Here is a 17996-nt window from a genome sequence, read left to right as displayed (position 1 = left end):
GCAATTTCGAATCGAGTATCAAGGACATCCCGCTTAGGGATGTTTTTTTGTCCGGTCATGATTATAAATGCAATTGTTGGTTAAAAATAGTTACCAGAATCTATTGTATAAACCATATAAGAAATGACATGAAAAAAAGGGCGTAAGGAGGGTTAAACGATGAGAACATTTAATACCATCGCATTGCTGTTATTGATTATCGGAGGCATCAACTGGCTGCTCGTGGGTCTGTTTCAATACGACCTGGTCGCTGCATTGTTTGGTGGGCAGAGCTCTGTAGGCTCCCGCATCATCTATACGATTGTCGGACTGTGTGCACTGTACTCGATCCGCTTCTTCGGTGACGTTACGAATGACGACCGTTCAACAGCTAAGTAGGTTATATTTAGTGACATAAACATAACGCGAACGACAAGAAATGCCCGGGTTTGCATAAGCCAAAAAGCCGGTCCCTATTGGGGACCGGCTTTTTTTAATGTCCAAAACTTTGAAACTGTCCGTGTGGCGGCATGCTTATGTGAGGTGCAAATTCAACATATGCAGTATGAATTTCCCAGTATGAATAAGGGTTTTCGTGCTCTATAGTTATAGATAAAAACGACATATTTACGGGATCCGGAAGGAACCCATAGAATGAAGCCAAGTCATTGCAGCGCAAGAAGATGAAGTCAACTGCATGTTATATAAAATAACGTGCAGCTCGTCTATCATCAACTTTTCTAAGACATGATGAAGGGAGTGAATCTGCTGCAGCTCGTGCTAGCTCAGCCCCGCTAAGAGCGCAATGCTTTGTACAAGGCATCCACCAGGCTGTGCGTAGCATCGCAGCTGTATTCCCAGAACATGATGCCGGCCAGCCCCTGCTCCTGTATGTATTTGCATTTATGGGTCAGGGATTCGGCGTCATCGTATGTGATGAAGCTGCTGCCGTCGAATAAATAAGGCGCTTTGGCTTCGTCGTCCCAGTACCTCTTATAGGAAGGATTGCTAAAATACTCGGCAGCGAGCTGGGTATAGGTCGGGCCGTAACCTCCGGGGGAAGGAGCGACCTGGAGGTATCCGTTGTTCACGTCCGGCACATCGTTCCACTTCCTGGAGTAGAATGCGGCCCCGATCACGATTTTTTCGCGCGGCACACCAGCTAGGGTAAACAGACGGACCGATGCGTCGACGCTGATTCGGAACAGATCGCCGGTGGAGGTGTACAGGTTGGTGTGGTGGCCCGTCAGCGTCTGGAATCCACCGCGCATGTCGTACGTCATCAGCTGAATGAAGTCGAGATAGGGGTGGATGTCATTGATTTCGGTGCTGTCGATATAATATTGATCGGCTCCGGCCGCGATGGTCAACAGGTAGTGTGTCTCGCCCCGCCCGTACTGATCCAGCGTTTCCCGGAGCTCCTTCAGCAGCAGCGTAAAGTTTTCCTTGTCGTTTGGCGATGCCGCCGTTCCGGCGATCGAGTAGCATGGATACTCCCAGTCCAGGTCAATGCCGTCGAAGGGAAACTCTTGCAGCAGCTTGATCGCCGATTCGCACACGCTTTGTCTACCTTCCGACGTGGCTGCCGCTCTCGAGAATCCGTCGGAGCCCCAGCCGCCAACGGACAACAGTATGGTTAATTCGGGATTGACGGCTTTCAAGCGTTGGATCTCGTGAATGGTGTTCGTGTCGGTATACGTAATCTTGTCTTCTTGGATATGGGCAAAAGCGATGTTCAAGTGAGTGAGCCGCCGGGCATCTTCGGCCGTGATCTCGGATAAGACTTTGCGCCCTGCGTAGCCGGCTAAAATCCAGGATGATGGCTGCATGCATAATACCTCGTTTCTTTTAGAATATGTCAGTTTTGCTTTTACGGTTTATTTTTCCAACTTACGGTCAGATATGACATCTGTCAAGGATCATCCCGTTAGCGAGGATGACAATTTACCGTAGGGTAAGGGGTCAAAAACCACATGTTTTCCTGCCCGAAAAATGACAATACAAGACTGGGAAGGACGTGAAAAGCCCGTCATACCAATGGATGGCGCTGTTATAACCGGACAATTGAAAATGACATATTTACGGATGATGCCGCGATCCATACACTTGGGATGTAAGCGTTAACAATTCTGAAGCGGGCAAAGCCGCACGCTAAGGATGTGTGGTCAGGAAGGCTCTTTCTTTTACATTGAACAGGGGTGCTTTTCCGAAAAAAAATGGCCGGATTTTCATTAGAAAAGGAGGGGGCAACCTATGCAGCAAGATGGTCATTCCGCCCTGACGCAAAGCTTATCGGTGAACACGATGCCGAATCGTAAGAAAAATACATTATGGAGGAGGATGATTCGAAACTGGGAGCTGTATTTGTTTATCGCTCCGGCATTTCTGTATTTTGTCATTTTCCATTATGGCCCGATGTACGGGATCCAAATTGCCTTCAAAAACTTCATCCCGACGTTGGGAATAACGGGAAGCCCGTGGGTCGGATTCGACCATTTCGAACGCTTCTTTAACTCTTATTACTTCTGGGACTTGCTCTGGAATACCTTGAGCATCAGCTTGTATGAGCTGGCGATCGGCTTTCCGCTTCCCATCATCCTGGCATTGGCCTTCAATGAAGTGAAGGATTCATTCTTCAAGCGTACGGTACAGACCGTCACGTATGCGCCGCATTTTATATCGGTTGTCGTTATGTCCGGCATGATCATTACCTTCTTGTCCCCTTCGTCGGGCATGATCGTTAATTTTGTGGAAATGCTCGGTTTCCAGCCGCCGCAATTCTTGACGGACCCTGCCTGGTTTAAGACCGTGTACGTGCTGTCCGGCGTGTGGCAGAGTGCGGGCTGGGGCACCATCATCTATCTGGCCGCATTGTCGGGCGTCGATCCGCAGCTGCACGAGGCAGCCGTCGTGGATGGTGCCAGCCGATTCAAGCGCATTCTGCACATCAATATTCCGGCGATCGTACCTACGATCACGATCCTGTTGATTCTGAATATGGGCAGCATTTTAGGGGTTGGATTCGAGAAAATCCTGCTGCTGCAAAACCCGCTGAACATGAGTTCATCCGATGTCATCTCGACCTTCGTCTACCGGTCCGGTCTGGTCGATGCCCAGTACAGCTTCTCCACGGCCGTCGGATTGTTCAACTCGGTAATTAATGCGATACTGCTGATCGCGGTGAACCAAATTGCACGCCGCACCAGTGAAAACAGCCTGTGGTAGAAGGGGGAATAACATATGCCATCCACGGTAAGGGAAAGCAAGGGGGATAAATTATTCCTGCTATGCAACTACATCTATTTGACGATTGCACTGATCATCGTACTGTACCCGCTGCTGTACATTGTCAGCGCTTCTATCAGTGATCCGAAGTACGTAAGCTCAGGTGAAATGTGGCTGATTCCGAAAGGGATAACTTTTGATGGATATGCCAGGGTGTTTGAGAATGCCAACATTTGGATTGGCTATAAGAACACGATTATTTATACAGTGATAGGTACGATCGTGAATTTGATTGTCACGCTGCCTGCAGCCTATGCGCTCAGTCGCTCAGATTTTGTGGGTAGAGGATTCTTTATGGCGGTGTTCCTGGTTACGATGTTTTTCGGCGGGGGACTGATTCCGAGTTACCTGCTCGTGAAAGATCTTGGCATGGTCAACAGCATGTGGGCTCTTATACTGCCGGGAGCTGCGTCCATATGGAACATCATTGTGTCCCGGACGTTCTTCCAATCGACCATTCCGAAGGAGCTTCAGGAAGCGGCCCATATCGACGGCTGTACGAACTTCCGGTTATTCGTCAAAATCGTATTGCCGCTCTCGATGCCGATTATTGCCGTCATGGCGCTTTTCTACGGCGTCGGACATTGGAATAGTTACTTCAGCGCCATGATTTATCTGAACGATGCGGCGAAGTATCCGCTGCAGCTCTTCCTGCGTCAAATCCTGGTGCTTCAGGAGATGGCGGCTCAGGGCGGCGGGGCGATTGACGCCTCATCCGCTGCAGCGATGAATTCCAAAGCGGAAATTGCCGCACTGGTCAAATATGCGGTCATTATCGTTGCGACACTTCCGGTTATTGCTGTTTACCCGTTTCTTCAACGTTATTTTGTGCAGGGTGTTATGATTGGTTCCGTTAAGGGCTGATCTTAAACCATACAATCCACACCAAAAAAGGGGAGTTGTTGTCATGAAAAAGCTTCGCAAGGCATCATCTATTTTACTCTGCCTCACCCTCTCAGCAACAATGCTTGCAGCCTGTGGTTCACCTAAAGGAGATGGCGCTGCTACAGCACCGTCCGGGACAGCCAGCACGGAAGGGGTAAAGAAGGAAGGTTTCCCGATTGTGGATGAGCCGATCACGCTGACGGTCATGTCACAGGATGCCGGTGTAGCCGATTGGAATACGATGCCCGTACTACAAGAGATGGAGAAATTGTCAGGCATCAAGCTGGAATATCAGCTTTCTCCGATTGACAGCTTTGAAACAAAGAAAAATCTGGTGTTTGCGAGCGGCGATTTGCCCGATATGTTCTATGCGGCGGATCTGAAGCCGGCTGAGCAGGTAACTTACGGCAGCCAGGGCATCCTCATTCCGCTGGAGAAGTACATTGACGAGGGTTATGCACCGAACATCAAAAAGATTTTTGACGAGAATCCGGATGTCCGCAAATCTTTCACAACCCCGGACGGACATATTTACGCCCTGCCGTTCGTTGACAAGGCTGCCGTATGGTACAGAGGCCCGATGTGGTACAACGGCAAGTTCCTAAAAGCGCTAAACGTGTCCGAACCTAAGACTACTGAGGAATTATATACATTCTTGAAACGCGTCAAGGAAGAAGATCCTAACGGAAACGGAAAGAAAGACGAGATTCCGCTGACTTCCGTCAAGCTGGATGACCTGCGTATGTACTTCTTCGGCTTCTGGGGCATGTACAACGAAGGCATCTATTCCGACAAGGATGGGAAAGTACACTACCCTTATCAGGAAGAAGGCTACAAAGGCTATCTGACGTTCATGAACCGTCTGTGGAAGGAAGAACTGCTGGATCATGAGACCTTCTCGCAAACAGGCGATCAGAAAAAAGCCAAGGGAGAAAACAATCAGCTGGCTCTGTTTAACGACTACCATGCGTACTTCACGCTCGGCGGCGAGCCTAGCAGCGAGCATCCGCTCATGACGCCGGTGAAGAGTGAAATCGCCGACTCTCCGGTATACGGCATGCATCCTGGCATGTCGGCAAGAGGCACATTCGCCATTTCGAGCAGCAACCCGGCTCCGGAAGCGACCATGCGCTGGATCGATTACCTGTACAGCTATGAAGGCGCTACGCTGTTTAACCAAGGACCGGAAGGCACCCTGTGGAAATTCAAGGATGAAGCTAACCGCGTGAAAGAATGGCTCCCAGTGCCGGGCGGCGGCGATCGTGAGGAGTATCGCGGCAAAATCACGCCGAACTACGGCATTCTGACGCCTGGCGTCAATGATCCGGATGTTGCGAAAGGTCTTCGCACCGAATTCGATGAGTGGATCGATCAGCAGAATCAAGAGAAACTGGTGCCGATCGGCAAATCGCCGTTCCCTAACGTTTATTTGACGAATGAAGAGCAGAGCGAGGCAACTGCGCTGTTGTCCGATTTGGAAACGTACGTGAAACAGATGGAAGCCAAATTCGTGACAGGCCAAGAGCCGCTTGAAAACTGGGATAAATATGTTGCACAAGTCAAGAAAATGGGCAGCGACCGTCTCGTCGAGCTGTATCAAGGCGCATACGACCGCTGGAATGCCGAGCAATAATCAGATGCATAGTTGAACAACAAAGGGCCAACGTATCCCGGTCGATTCTTGACCGGGGGTTGGCTATTGTTTTTAAAGGGCAGGCAAGGCTATACAAACGGTCTTCCTAGTACCGTTATCACAAATGAAATATGGAGGTACACCATGTCGGAGAACAAGCTGGTAGAGGAAGAGCAAGCGGTAGTGGAGCAGGGCGTACATAATTTCAGCAGCGAGGACAAGTGGGTCAAGCCGGAGGATCCGCTGCTCCTGGAGCGCCTGGAATGGTTCAAGGACCAGAAGCTGGGCCTGATGATGCATTGGGGGCCGTATTCCCAGCTCGGCCTGGTCGAATCGTGGGCGCTGAGCGATAAAGACGCGGACTGGTCGCGCGACGGCATTGATTGGGATATCGATGCGGAGGAGCTTAAGCGGCAGTATTTCGATCTGAACAAGACGTTCAACCCGCTTCGGTTTCAGCCTGATCTGTGGGCTGATCTGGCAGCGGAGAACGGCTTCAAATATTTGAATTTTACGACCAAGCATCATGACGGGTTCTGCATGTGGGATACGCATACGACCGACTACCGCGTCACGGGGCCGGACTGTCCGTTCCATACGCATAAATACGCCGATATTACGAAGGAGCTGTTTGATGCCTTCCGTGCCAAGGGGCTCGGCATTTCCGCCTATTTCTCCAAGGCCGATTGGCATACGCCGTACTACTGGGCGCCGGGAATGGAAGCGGGGAGCTTTACGTCACGCGGACCCAGCTACGATCCGAAGAAATATCCGTGGCTGTGGGAACAGTTCGTTCAGTTTACCCATGAGCAGATCATGGAACTGATGACCCGTTACGGCCGCATTGATGTGCTGTGGCTCGATGCAGGCTGGGTGAACGATTACCGGGACCAGAATATCCGATTGGGCGAAGCGGTGGAGAAAGCGCGCAAAATCCAGCCTTGGCTCCTCTCGGCGGACCGGACGGTCGGCGGGCCTTACGAGAATCTGATCACGCCGGAGCAGACCCTCCCTGAACGTGCTCTTCACGTGCCTTGGGAAAGCTGCATCACGATGGGAACCTCCTTCTCTTTCCGTTACGAAGATCGTTACAAATCGGTTCGTCAGCTCATCCATCTGCTGGTCGAGATCGTGGCCAAAGGCGGCAATCTCGCGCTGAACATAGGCCCGCAGCCGGACGGAAGACTGTCCGAGACGGCCATTTCAAGAATGAAGGGCATGGGCGCGTGGCTGAAGGTCTACGGAGAGGCCATCTATGGAACGCGTGTCTGCGAGCCGTATTCCTCCGGCGCGGTCCAGTTTACCCAAAAAGACGATACGACCTATGCCATTTATCTGTATCGTAATGAGCAAGAAGCCGTCCCTGAGGAGCTGTTCATTCCGATTCAGACGGCGTTCGGCCGAGTTGATCTGGTCGGGGGTCAGGAGGCACTGGATTATCGCCGCACGGACGATGGTGTCGCGGTCCGTCTTCCGGATCAGGAGCGTCAGGGAACGGCGCCGATCGCGCATGTATTGCGGTTTCGGTAAGAGGCGGACTGCATAAACGATTTCTCTCACGTATAACGACTTCAAGAAGAGGTGTGGACAGATATGCAGAAATGGTTCGAAGAAGCCAAGCTGGGGATCTTCATTCACTACGGCATCTATGCCGTGGACGGGGTCTCGGAATCCTGGTCCTTCTATAACGGGAGGATCACGTACGACGAGTACATGAAGCAGCTGGACGGTTTTACGGCATCGAAGTTCAATGCAGAGAAATGGGCGGACTTGATCGAAAAATCCGGCGCCCGTTATGCCGTGCTGACAACGAAGCACCATGACGGCGTCGCCCTGTGGGATACGCAGTACAGCGATCTCAACGTGGTCAAGCGGACGCCGGCCAATCGGGACATCGTGCGGGAGTATGCGGAAGCGATCAGGGAGAAGGGGATTCACCTGGGCATGTATTTCTCCCTGATCGACTGGTCGCATCCGGATTATCCGAGCGTGTTCGAAGGAGGCAGGGTGCCGGAGGATCTCAGCGGCGTCAACCCGCACACCAGTCCCGTGGACGGCGTTCAGGATCAGGAGAAGTGGCAGAAATTCCTGGAGTTCAACAACAATCAGCTGCGGGAAATCCTGACGAATTACGGGAAGGTGGATCTGCTGTGGTTCGACGGCGATTGGGAACGCAGCGCCGAGCAGTGGAATCTGCCGGAGTTCAAGCATTATCTGCAATCCTTCAATCCGGATATCATCATCAACTCGCGGCTTCAGGGCCACGGCGATTATAAAACGCCGGAACAGGGCATTCCGATCACGAGACCGGAGGGACCGTGGGAATTCTGCACCACGATCAACACCTCATGGGGCTACGTGCCGACAGACCATAAATACAAATCATTAAACCAGATCATTCGGATGTTCTGCGACTGCATCTCCATGGGCGGCAATATGCTCTTGGATATCGGTCCCCGCGAGGACGGCACCATCGATCCAAGGCAGGAGGACATTCTGCTTGGGCTGGGAGCTTGGATCCGAACTCATGAGGAGGCCGTATTCGGAACGGGCGAAGGCATTATGACCCGCTATTATCTGGGAGGAAGCACGATCTCCGAGGATCGAAAGACAATGTATTTATTTGTCTATGACGACCCGAAGGAGAATGTGTGCATCAAGGGACTGTGCAATCCGATCAAGAAAATTACCGTGCTGCATTCGGGCAAAGAGCTTGAACATGAAATCCATGGAGGCGTGCCTTGGTTCAACATCCCGGGGACGACGTGGATCAAAATGACGCCGGAAGATACGCATGAGCAGGTGACGGTCCTTAAGCTGGAGTTTGACGAAGAGCTGGAGATGTACGGCGGCTCGGGAGCCGTCGTCACCCATAACTAACCATATCACGGGGAGATAAACGCTTGATAGGCGCTTAGCCTCCCTCACGAAGCGGGGAGAATGACATGAACAGAAGTGGAGTGCCGGAGCCGAGGATTGAGTATGCTCCCAAGCATTACATATGCAGGCGTGCGGGACAGCCGCTCGTGCTGGACGGCCGCGTGGATAAGGCATTCTGGGATGCGGCGGAATGGACCGACGATTTCGTTGATATCGAAGGGGATCTTCGCCCGAAGCCGGCCAAACGGACCCGGGTTAAAATGCTGTGGGATGACGACTATTTTTATTTTGCCGCCGAGCTGATCGAGGATCAGATTTGGGCGACCTTGACGGAACGCGATTCGGTTATTTTCTATGATAATGACTTTGAAATATTCATTGATCCGGACGGGGACAGCCATCAATATTACGAATTCGAGATCAATGCACTGAATACGGTATGGGACCTGCTGCTGGTGAAACCGTACCGGGATGGCGGGCCGCCGGTTAACGGCTGGGATATCAGCGGTCTCAAGACAGCGGTGTTTATCGATGGGGAGTTGAATCGGCCTGGCGCCGATAACCGGAAATGGAGCGTGGAGGTCGCGATTCCTTGGTCCAGTCTGAAGGAATGCGCCGAAGACGGCCGCCCGCCGTTGCCGGGCGAGTTCTGGCGCGTCAACTTCTCGCGCGTCGAATGGCAGACCGAAGTGCAAGACGGGGAGTATCGCAAGGTGATGAATCCGGAGACGGGCAAGCCTTTCCCGGAGGACAACTGGGTATGGTCGCCCATGGGCATCATCAATATGCATTACCCGGAGCTGTGGGGTTATGTCGTATTCGCCGACGGCGAGGAGGGGCATCAAGCGTTCACGCTTCCGGAAGACGAGCGGATCAAATGGGAGCTGCGCAGGCTCTATTACCGGCAGCGTAATCACTATGAAGCCCACGGTGAATTTGCGCGGGAAATGAAGGAGCTCATGGGCGAGGATTCGTGGAGCATCCAACCCGTGATTGAAACGACCCGCAGCCTGTTCCAGATGAGCGCGCCTTCTTCCGACGGCACGGCTCTGATCTGCATTCGGGAAGACGGAAAGCTATGGAGGGAGTGAGCGGAGGATGACCAGCCAAACCATGGTGTTCTCGCTGGATTCGCAAACGCTGGAGCGGATCGAGCAGAAGTTTCAGGAGAAAATCGTTTTTGCGGAGGCCCGCAAGGATCAGCTGTTTCACGTATTTGAGCAGGAACTGACGGAAGAAGAGACTTGGGCCTTGAAATATTTGTTTGCTTACATGCCGGTGAACGACTTGGCCGACTACGATGGTGCATTGTTCTTAAGCCATGTGCGCCAAGCCTTGGACATCCGTAAGCGCGTGCCTTGGGGCGAGCGTGTGCCGGATCATCTGTTCCTGCATTTTGTGCTTCCATATCGGGTCAATACGGAAAATATTGAGGATTTCCGCGGTATCCTTTACAACGAGCTGGCCGAACGGACCGCGCGGTTATCGATGGCAGACGCCATTCTGGAGACCAACTACTGGTGTCATGAGAAGGCCACCTACATCGGCAGCGATCTGCGGACGATTTCGCCGCTGACGATGATCCGGAATGCGCGCGGACGCTGCGGCGAGGAGTCTACGCTGGCGGTGGCCGCGCTGCGAAGCATCGGCATTCCCGCGCGTCAGGTGTATACGCCGCGCTGGGCCCATTGCGACAGCAATCATGCCTGGGTGGAAGCATGGGCGGACGGCCAGTGGTATTACATCGGGGCATGCGAACCGGAAGCCCGGTTGAACCAAGGGTGGTTCAGTCCGCCGGCGCGCAGGGCCATGCTGATCAATACGCGAATTTTTGCCGATTACCCGGGGCCGGAGGATATTACCCTGAATGAGAAGGGATTTACGGAAATCAATTTGCTGGAGAACTATGCGCCGGCTCGCACCCTTGACGTGATCGTGAGGAACGAGCGGGGAGAGCCCGTATCCGGTGCAAGCGTCCGGTTTGAGCTGTACAATATGGCCGAATTTTATCCCATTGCCGAGATCAGAACGGATGAACGGGGAGTGGCCTCCTTTAAGACGGGTTATGGCGATCTCTTGATTCGAGCGGTCAGCGAAGGCAAGTGGAGCGAAATCTTATATAAGGCCCACGATAACGAACGTATTGAGCTTGTGCTTGCTTCATCCGAACAGCCGGCAGGAATCGTGGATTTCGATATGGTTCCTCCGCCCGAAGGAGAAGGAGATGCCGCGTCGGCGCTGCCGGAAGAGATGATCCGGGCTCATAATCGCCGTCTGGAGGAAGGGTCAAAGATCCGGACCGACTACGAGGGGACATTCCTGAGCGAGGAAAAGGCATTCGCGGTGGCCAAGACGCTAGGGCTGCCACCCGAACGGGTGTGGGAAGTTCTGCAAAAGGCCAGGGGCAACAGCCGCGAAATCGCCGCTTTCTTGGAGGAGCGATCGGGCGAATATGGCGAGTGGCCGCTGCGGCTGCTGGAGTCGCTGAACGAAAAGGATTTGATTGATACCTTCCGGCAAACGCTGGATGATCATCTGATGGGCGCGGTCTCCCGGCGCGGATCGTGGGATGAGGATACTTTCGTGAAGTACATCCTGTGCCCGCGGGTCTCTTATGAAATGCTGGTTCCGTATCGACGCGTATTCGACCATGCCTTTACGGCTGCGGAGGCAGAAGCGTTCAGGGAAAATCCATCGAAGCTTGCCGGTCATTTGGAGCAAGGCTATGCGTATCATGAAGATCTTCCCAACTTGAAGGGCAAGGGGAATCCGGCCGGTACGTACAGCCTGATGAAGGGAGACCAGCAGTCGCTGGATATCCTGTTCGTGGCGGTATGCCGCAGTCTGGGAATTCCTGCCCGGCTGCATCCGAGCGAGCAGAAGCCGCAGTACCTAGGTGATGGCGGTTGGGAAGATGCCGTATTCCGTCTGGCTTCCCATCGGAACCAGGAGGGATCGAGCTGGGGGATGCTGCAGCTCCTCAGGGATACGGAGGTTTCGAAGGACGCGCCGGCCGCATCCTATGCCGAGAATTTTACCTTCGCCCGCTTGGAAGATGGCGTGTACAAGACGCTGGTATACCCTTATGGCATGACCGATGTTTACGATGGGCCGTATGAGGTGGAGCCGGGTTCTTACCGCTTGACTTCGGGCGTCCGGCTGAAGGACGGCACGGTAAGCGTGCGCTTCACGTACTTTACCGTGCGAGCGGATGATACCGTAGCGGTAGCGCTGACGTATCGGGAAACGGCGGTCGACATTCCCGTGCTGGGCAAGCTCGAGACGGGCGGCGTTTTGACCCGGCTGGATGGAGCTGGGGCCGTTCTGAAGGGGCTGTTGGGATCAGAGGGAGCCATCGCTGCCTGGATCGAACCGGAGCGGGAGCCGACCAAGCATCTGCTTCGCGAGCTTAGCGAGCTGGCTGAGCCGCTCGACAAGCTGGGATTGCCGATTGTGCTGGCAATCGGAGATGCGGAATGGACGGCTTCCTTTGATCCGGCCGGCTATCCCAGGCTGCCGGCTCGCACGGTATTCGTGCGGGATTCCGGTTATGCTTCCTTATCGGGCTTCATCCCGGATCCTGCCGCGCATGAAGCCGGTTACCCTCATTTGTTCGTCCTGGACGGCCAGGACCAGATACGTTATGCGGCTTCGGGATACAAGATCGGCACCGGGAAAGAAGCGCTGCAAATTGCAGCCGCGATATCACAACCCTAGAATGGATCGGAGTGAAGTGTAATGACGAAGTACATTGCGGCGGGATACGCCGTCGATTCGGCTCTTCCCGACATGACGCATGAGGATTTGACGAAATTGACGCATCTGAACGTGGCCTTCGGTCATGTCAAGAACGATGAGATCACGACCGAGCATCTGAAGAATGGCGAGGTTGTCCGGAACATCAAACGGGATCACCCCGGTCTTACGGTGCTGCTGTCCGTTGGCGGCTGGAGTGCGGGCGGTTTCTCGGAAGCCGCCTCAACTGAAGGGGGAAGGGGCCGCATGGCCGCATCCGCCATACGGGTGCTGGAGGAATACCCTTTTGACGGGATCGATCTGGACTGGGAATATCCTTGCTACGGGGAGGCCGGCATAGCGTCAAGTCCGGACGATAAACGGAATTTTACCCTTCTGCTCAAGACGATCCGGGAGGCTCTTGATGCCAAGGGCTCGCAAGACGGGCGTCACTACCTGCTTACGATAGCTGCGGGGGCCGACCAGTACTATGTAGACGGCACGGAGATGGCGGAGGTGCAGAAGTATCTGGATTTTGTCCAGTTGATGACCTATGACATGCGCGGCGGGTTTCAGATCCTGACCGGACATCATACGAATCTGTACACGCCCACCGGCGATCTGTTCCGAATCAGCACGGATGCTTCCGTGAGCCTGTTCGTCCAAGCCGGCGTTCCGAAGGAGAAGATCGTCATCGGTGCCGCATTTTATTCGCGCGTATGGAATGAAGTGCCGGACCGGAACAACGGCCTTCACCAAATGGCCGGAAGCACGGGCGGTTATGGTCCGGCGTTCGCGGAGTTGGCTGCCGAGTACATCAACAAGAACGGCTACATCCGTTATTGGGATGAGGAGGCTTGTGCGCCGTATCTGTTTAACGGCTCCAGCCTGATTTCTTATGACGATGAGGAATCGATTCGGTGCAAATGCCAATACGTGAAGGAGCAAGGCTTGGCCGGGATCATGTTCTGGGAATACGGATGCGACCCGACCCGTCGCCTGCTGACGGCCATGCATCAAGGACTTCAGAGCATCCCGGCCGGGAAATAGAAGATGCCGGCGCGGCGCGACGGCTGGCTGATAACGCCTTAAAACATACGAAAACCTCCCTTGGACCCTAGGGCCCGAAGGGAGGTTTTCATTTATCCGGCGAAACCGTTACCCGATGCACTCCTCGTCGTCATCGTCCGTGGAATCGGCGGCGTTGGGACTGTGCATTTTGCGGTATTGGCCCGGCGTGTAACCCGTCTCTTTCTTGAATTTCCGGATGAAGTTCGGTGTATCCAGGTAACCGACCCGCGTAATGATATCCTTTAACGGGTCGGATGTGTGGAGCAGCTGCCGGATGACCTCGTCCATCCGCTTCTGCCAGATGTACTGCGTAAAGTTCATGCCGATCTTCTCTTTGAAGGAGCGGCTGAAATACGACGAGGAGATGGAGAACTTGGACGAAATCGTGCCGAGACTCAGGTCATAATCCGTGAAATTGGCATCGATGTAGGCGACGATTTCGTCCATCAGGGAGCTTTCTTCCGTCTCGCTCTTCGCCTCGACATGGGCGCAGATTTCGGCGGCAAGGCCTGCCAGCTTCTTCTCCAAATCCTCCAGCGAGTCATAGGAAGTAACGCGCGGCAGCTGATTGACCACATGATGGATGCCCAGCTCCGAAGCCGTCTTCAGCATCGTGTTCAGGATATCAAAGCATATGCAGCGCAGCAGCGGTACGGACGGCATTTCCGCCTTCAGGTTATTCAAGGCGGTGGATACCATTTGAACCGCCACGTCGTAGCTGCCCTGCTTCAAGCTTTGTACCAGTTTCAGCAGCACATCCTTAGGAACCCAGAAGGAGGAATCCTGCGCACCGGAGCCCGAAAGAGCGTTAAAGAAGGTGCTGCTCCCCTGTCCATGCAGCATGGATGCTTCCAGCGCGGTCGTTGCCTCGATGAAGGACTGATTCAGCTGTTCCGGATAGCTGTAGCGGTTGCCTACCCCGATTGCTGGAGAGACGCCCGTGTGCTCGGCCGCGATCGATTGCAGCGCCAGGGCAATGGGCTCCATGCGAGCGTTAAGGCTCGCTTCATGGCCGGTTTCCGCATCGAATCCGACGATGAGGGCCAGCTGATCGGGCTGCGGCAGCTCCACGCCATAAGCATAGGCGGAAAAAGCGGTCAGCTCCACATCGTTCATCAGCTGCATGACAGGCCGCCGTTCCGGATTGTCGCCGATGGGAAGGGCATGCGACTCCCAGCCCATGGTCACGACAAAATAGTGGGATCGGCTGAAGCGGATGCCCAGCTTCTCCGTATACTCGGCGGGAAATTCCCCGGTATGGCCGTGCTTCAGCAGCATGAGCAGTATATGATTTCGGGCATAGGGCTCTTGAAGGTCGACGCGCTGGCTGTAATCATGCAGCGTCTTTTTGATCCATTCCAGCTCGTTGCTGGGGGTGGATGGTTCGGGATCATTCTTCAAGCGAATGAACTCCATCAAATCCGAAATCGGATGGTATTGCCTGCGGGCCAGCAAGATCGCCAGAATGGTGCCCATCATCACCACGAAGGAGAATACCAGAACGATAAAAGTGCGAATATGCACGATGCGGCCGAAAAATTGGTTGCTTGGCATCGCGGTGACATAAGTCCAGCCCGTGTCGGATTTGACGGATACAACCGAATGGGGCTCTTGGTTCAACGAAAGGCTGTGCGTTCCCGGCTCAAGCGAGAACAGCGCGTTGACCTCCTGCTCGGTAATGGTCTCGCCTTTGTAATTGGCGGCCAGCACTTGTCCGTAATTATCGAAAATATAAGTCATCCCATGATAATCGCTGAGGATGGAGTCGATCAATCCCGTCAGATTCGATTCGTGGATGAAATACATGACGGTGCCGTGAGCCGGCGTATTGTTGGGTGCGATCGGCACAAGGTATGCCAGCATGGAATTCTGGGTTTTGGTCCCTTGCACGACTTGTTCCGCCGGACGCATGGTCGGGATCTGGACGGAGTTTAAATCCCGGACCATCTCCGTTTCGTTCCAGCTGTTGAATTTGTAGCGGTCGGTAAAAACGTTCAGGTTCTCAAAGCCTTGGGACGAGTAAATGCTGTTATCTCCGCGGAAGAAGAGGAACAGTTCATCGATGATGGAACTGGTCGCTTTGTATTTGACCAAGGCCCCGATGGATTCCCGGCTGTAGTACGGATGGTGGGTCCAATAGCGGGTCAGCTGCTCGTCGTAGGCAATTCGAAACGCGATGTCCTGCAGTTCCTTCATGCGCTCGTCGATGACGGTTTTGGCCTGGGTCAGCTGATTGACGTTGGTCTGCTCGATCTCGGAACGGAGCGTATCCACGGCATTGTGGTAAATGATGATGGTTAATATAACAAGAGGTATCAGGAAAATGGATATGTAGGACAGTGTGTATTTAAGCAGAAGCTTGGACTTGAAGTGATTCCATTTCATATCTGCAACCTCCCGGTATTTTAAGATTATGGAATGATAAGTTTACAGCAGAGCTGAACCATTCGATAATCGCAAGAAAATCTCCTCTGGGCATAAGTCTATCATCTGCGAAGGTGCGTCGATAGACGTTTGATCTTTTCTATTGTCTGATAGCGCTATCATAAATAAAGGCAAGGCTGTAGCTTTTCACGATTAGCCGCCGGATGTTCCTAATGAAAATACTAGGAGAACTTGACTAATAAATCAATGGATCATGACTAAAATTAATTGGAAACATGCAAAATTTCAAAATCGCGATGTAAATAACGAAGGTAATGGGTGCTTATAGGCCGTTCGCCGGGCTTCTATGGAAGCGGATGTCTTATCATTGCATACGTTGCTTGAAAAACCGGAGCCGCTGCGGCTCCGGTTGATTTGGGCTAGGCTGATCAGGCAGGTATTAAGGCTTGGCGACAAGCGTTGGAGCGACGCGATGCTTCGTTGCCTGCTCGTAGTCGTAGGCCATGCCGAGCAAGTCGGCTTCGCTCCACATTTTGCCGACAAAGGCGATGGAGAACGGAGAACCGCTCTTATAATATCCGGCCGGCACCGTGACGAGAGGAACTCCCGCGATGTTGATCTCGGGAACGGTAGTGTCGGCGATTTTGTCCTCGCTGTGAAGCAGCGGCGTTTCCTTATACATCTGAGGGAAGACGAGTGCATCCAGCTTGTGTTGATCCAGCACGTCGTTAAAAATTTGGAGATACTTCGTTCGGATTTCCGTGAATGTTGAGAGATCAGGGACGGAGCCGGGATTTTTCAAGGCTTCCGGGTACCTGGCGAGCGCCGATGGGGTCTCGCCCGTCTTCTCGATCAGTTCATCCACCGACTGAATGGCGGCATTCGGACCCAGGCGCTTCAGATACTGCTCCATATCGTACACGATCGATTCAATGCCGATGGAGCCTGCCGATTTGGCGAATTCGGCGAATTCCGTATCGGCGAACGGATCGGTAACCACGATGGCTCCCTGGCTCTCCAGTTCCTTCACGGCCCGGTCATATAGTTTCTGGGTCTCCGCCGTCAGCTCTTCGCCAAGCCACCCCGGGCCATAGAGACCGATGCGTTTGTTCTTGAGGGCCAACGGATTCAGCTTGGAGGTGTAGCCTTTCTTGGGAATGTTGCCGATCGATGCAACGGTCTTGGCATCCTCGGCCGTGTAGCCTGCGATGACGTCCAGCATGACGGCGGCGTCGTGAACCGTGCGGGCATGAGGGCCGACAACGTCTCTGGTGCTTCCGGCGAGAGGCACGACCCCGGCATTCGGCACCAATCCGAAGGTTGGTTTGATGCCGACCAGCGCTTGGGCCGCCGCCGGATTCTGGATCGATCCGCCGGTTTCTTCGGCAATGCCGAGCACGGCAAAGTTGCCCGATATGGACATCGCCGTGCCGGAGCTGCTGGCGCCCGGGACCAGCTTCCGGTCGATGGCGTTATAGGTGTCGCCGGCCCAGCTGGAGCTGGCGCGCGTACCGTCGGAGCTGAATGCCGGGATATTGGTCTTGCCCAGGATAATGGCGCCGGCCGCCTTCAAGCGGGCAACGACGGGGGCGTCCTTCTCCGGAATCAGCTCGATTCCGCCGAGCTCTTTGCTGAGCGGGGCCCAGCCGAAGGTGGACGGGAAGCCAGCGACGTCGACGGCTTCCTTGATGACAATCGGCACACCTGCAAGGGGGCCGAGCTTCTCGCCGGCCGCCCGGCGCCGATCAACCTCGCGGGCTTCCTGAAGCGCGCCCGCATTCATCATGGTGAACGCATTGTAATTGGATTCATAGATGCCGATCCGGTCGAGGTAGGCCTTCACAACCTCTTCGGTTTTGAACGTTCCTTCCGCGTAACCCTTCTCAAGCTCCTTCAATGTAATTTCCTCATAGGGAAACCGTTCAGCTGCCGCAGCGGTTATGCTGTTCATGGCCAACCCAAGCAGGAGTGCCATGGACAACACGCGTTTGAATATCTTGGTTTGTTTTTTCATCATTCATCATTTCCCCCATTCGTCGTTTTTTCGCATCTCCCATGCGATCTTAGAGACTATCAAGGAACTGAACTGCAATAATGTAAGTATTAATAACATAAATATGACAATCTCTAAGTGATTTAGAAC

At 53.7% G+C, this 17996-nt stretch carries 12 protein-coding genes; 9 read left to right on the top strand and 3 right to left on the bottom strand.

Annotated elements, in window-relative coordinates; translation table 11 throughout:
• Positions 1-159 precede the first annotated feature (159 nt).
• On the top strand, positions 160-378 hold the full coding sequence (locus RB297_RS23055; protein ID WP_009593023.1) for a DUF378 domain-containing protein: 219 nt from the start codon (positions 160-162) through the stop codon (positions 376-378).
• Positions 379-773: 395 nt separating this feature from the next.
• Here RB297_RS23055 and RB297_RS23050 read toward each other — a convergent pair whose 3' ends face one another.
• A complete protein-coding gene (locus RB297_RS23050; protein WP_375121540.1) occupies positions 774-1808 on the bottom strand; it encodes a glycoside hydrolase family 18 protein in 1035 nt (344 codons plus the stop codon).
• Positions 1809-2232: 424 nt separating this feature from the next.
• On the opposite strand from RB297_RS23050, the gene RB297_RS23045 reads away from it, so the two are divergent.
• The 8 genes from RB297_RS23045 (at position 2233) to RB297_RS23010 (ending at position 13447) form a co-directional block, all read left to right on the top strand.
• Positions 2233-3204 carry an ABC transporter permease gene (locus RB297_RS23045; RefSeq protein ID WP_375121539.1) on the top strand — a complete coding sequence of 324 codons (972 nt, stop codon included), beginning with the start codon at positions 2233-2235 and terminating at the stop codon, positions 3202-3204.
• Between the two features lie 15 nt (positions 3205-3219).
• Complete coding sequence (locus RB297_RS23040) at positions 3220-4128, top strand: carbohydrate ABC transporter permease (protein WP_096775761.1); 909 nt, start codon at positions 3220-3222, stop codon at positions 4126-4128.
• 43 nt (positions 4129-4171) lie between these two features.
• Entirely contained in the window at positions 4172-5782 is a 1611-nt protein-coding gene (locus RB297_RS23035; protein WP_015737871.1) for an extracellular solute-binding protein, read from the top strand.
• A 144-nt stretch (positions 5783-5926) separates the two neighbouring features.
• Positions 5927-7312, top strand: a complete 1386-nt coding sequence (locus RB297_RS23030) for an alpha-L-fucosidase (RefSeq protein ID WP_096775762.1) — start codon at positions 5927-5929, stop codon at positions 7310-7312.
• Between the two features lie 63 nt (positions 7313-7375).
• Positions 7376-8662: an alpha-L-fucosidase gene (locus tag RB297_RS23025; RefSeq protein WP_375121538.1), complete on the top strand. Its 1287-nt coding sequence runs from the start codon at positions 7376-7378 to the stop codon at positions 8660-8662.
• 65 nt (positions 8663-8727) lie between these two features.
• Positions 8728-9753, top strand: a complete 1026-nt coding sequence (locus RB297_RS23020) for a carbohydrate-binding family 9-like protein (protein WP_192570321.1) — start codon at positions 8728-8730, stop codon at positions 9751-9753.
• A gap of 7 nt (positions 9754-9760) precedes the next feature.
• Positions 9761-12379 (top strand): transglutaminase domain-containing protein, encoded by a 2619-nt coding sequence (locus tag RB297_RS23015; RefSeq protein ID WP_375121537.1) that lies wholly within the window; start codon positions 9761-9763, stop codon positions 12377-12379.
• Positions 12380-12400: 21 nt separating this feature from the next.
• Complete coding sequence (locus tag RB297_RS23010) at positions 12401-13447, top strand: glycoside hydrolase family 18 protein (RefSeq protein ID WP_096775765.1); 1047 nt, start codon at positions 12401-12403, stop codon at positions 13445-13447.
• Positions 13448-13555: 108 nt separating this feature from the next.
• Here the strand turns inward: RB297_RS23010 and RB297_RS23005 are convergent, their stop codons facing one another.
• Entirely contained in the window at positions 13556-15853 is a 2298-nt protein-coding gene (locus tag RB297_RS23005; RefSeq protein WP_375121536.1) for a helix-turn-helix domain-containing protein, read from the bottom strand.
• A 439-nt stretch (positions 15854-16292) separates the two neighbouring features.
• On the bottom strand, positions 16293-17870 hold the full coding sequence (locus RB297_RS23000; RefSeq protein ID WP_375121535.1) for an amidase: 1578 nt from the start codon (positions 17868-17870) through the stop codon (positions 16293-16295).
• Positions 17871-17996: the final 126 nt, after the last annotated feature.

Origin of the sequence: Paenibacillus sp. CR_12 (assembly GCF_041953985.1) — a bacterium.
Lineage (GTDB): Bacteria > Bacillota > Bacilli > Paenibacillales > Paenibacillaceae > Paenibacillus_AQ > Paenibacillus_AQ lautus_A.
This window is presented reverse-complemented; position numbering and strand designations above follow the sequence as displayed.

Excerpts from the sequence above, each read along its gene's own strand:
- RB297_RS23015 (WP_375121537.1), top strand. The coding sequence starts at position 9,761 with ATGACCAGCCAAACCATGGTGTTCTCGCTGGATTCGCAAACGCTGGAG.
- RB297_RS23035 (WP_015737871.1), top strand. The coding sequence starts at position 4,172 with ATGAAAAAGCTTCGCAAGGCATCATCTATTTTACTCTGCCTCACCCTC.
- RB297_RS23020 (WP_192570321.1), top strand. The coding sequence starts at position 8,728 with ATGAACAGAAGTGGAGTGCCGGAGCCGAGGATTGAGTATGCTCCCAAG.
- RB297_RS23045 (WP_375121539.1), top strand. The coding sequence starts at position 2,233 with ATGCAGCAAGATGGTCATTCCGCCCTGACGCAAAGCTTATCGGTGAAC.
- RB297_RS23000 (WP_375121535.1), bottom strand. The coding sequence starts at position 17,870 with ATGATGAAAAAACAAACCAAGATATTCAAACGCGTGTTGTCCATGGCA.
- RB297_RS23010 (WP_096775765.1), top strand. The coding sequence starts at position 12,401 with ATGACGAAGTACATTGCGGCGGGATACGCCGTCGATTCGGCTCTTCCC.
- RB297_RS23025 (WP_375121538.1), top strand. The coding sequence starts at position 7,376 with ATGCAGAAATGGTTCGAAGAAGCCAAGCTGGGGATCTTCATTCACTAC.
- RB297_RS23055 (WP_009593023.1), top strand. The coding sequence starts at position 160 with ATGAGAACATTTAATACCATCGCATTGCTGTTATTGATTATCGGAGGC.
- RB297_RS23040 (WP_096775761.1), top strand. The coding sequence starts at position 3,220 with ATGCCATCCACGGTAAGGGAAAGCAAGGGGGATAAATTATTCCTGCTA.
- RB297_RS23005 (WP_375121536.1), bottom strand. The coding sequence starts at position 15,853 with ATGAAATGGAATCACTTCAAGTCCAAGCTTCTGCTTAAATACACACTG.
- RB297_RS23030 (WP_096775762.1), top strand. The coding sequence starts at position 5,927 with ATGTCGGAGAACAAGCTGGTAGAGGAAGAGCAAGCGGTAGTGGAGCAG.
- RB297_RS23050 (WP_375121540.1), bottom strand. The coding sequence starts at position 1,808 with ATGCAGCCATCATCCTGGATTTTAGCCGGCTACGCAGGGCGCAAAGTC.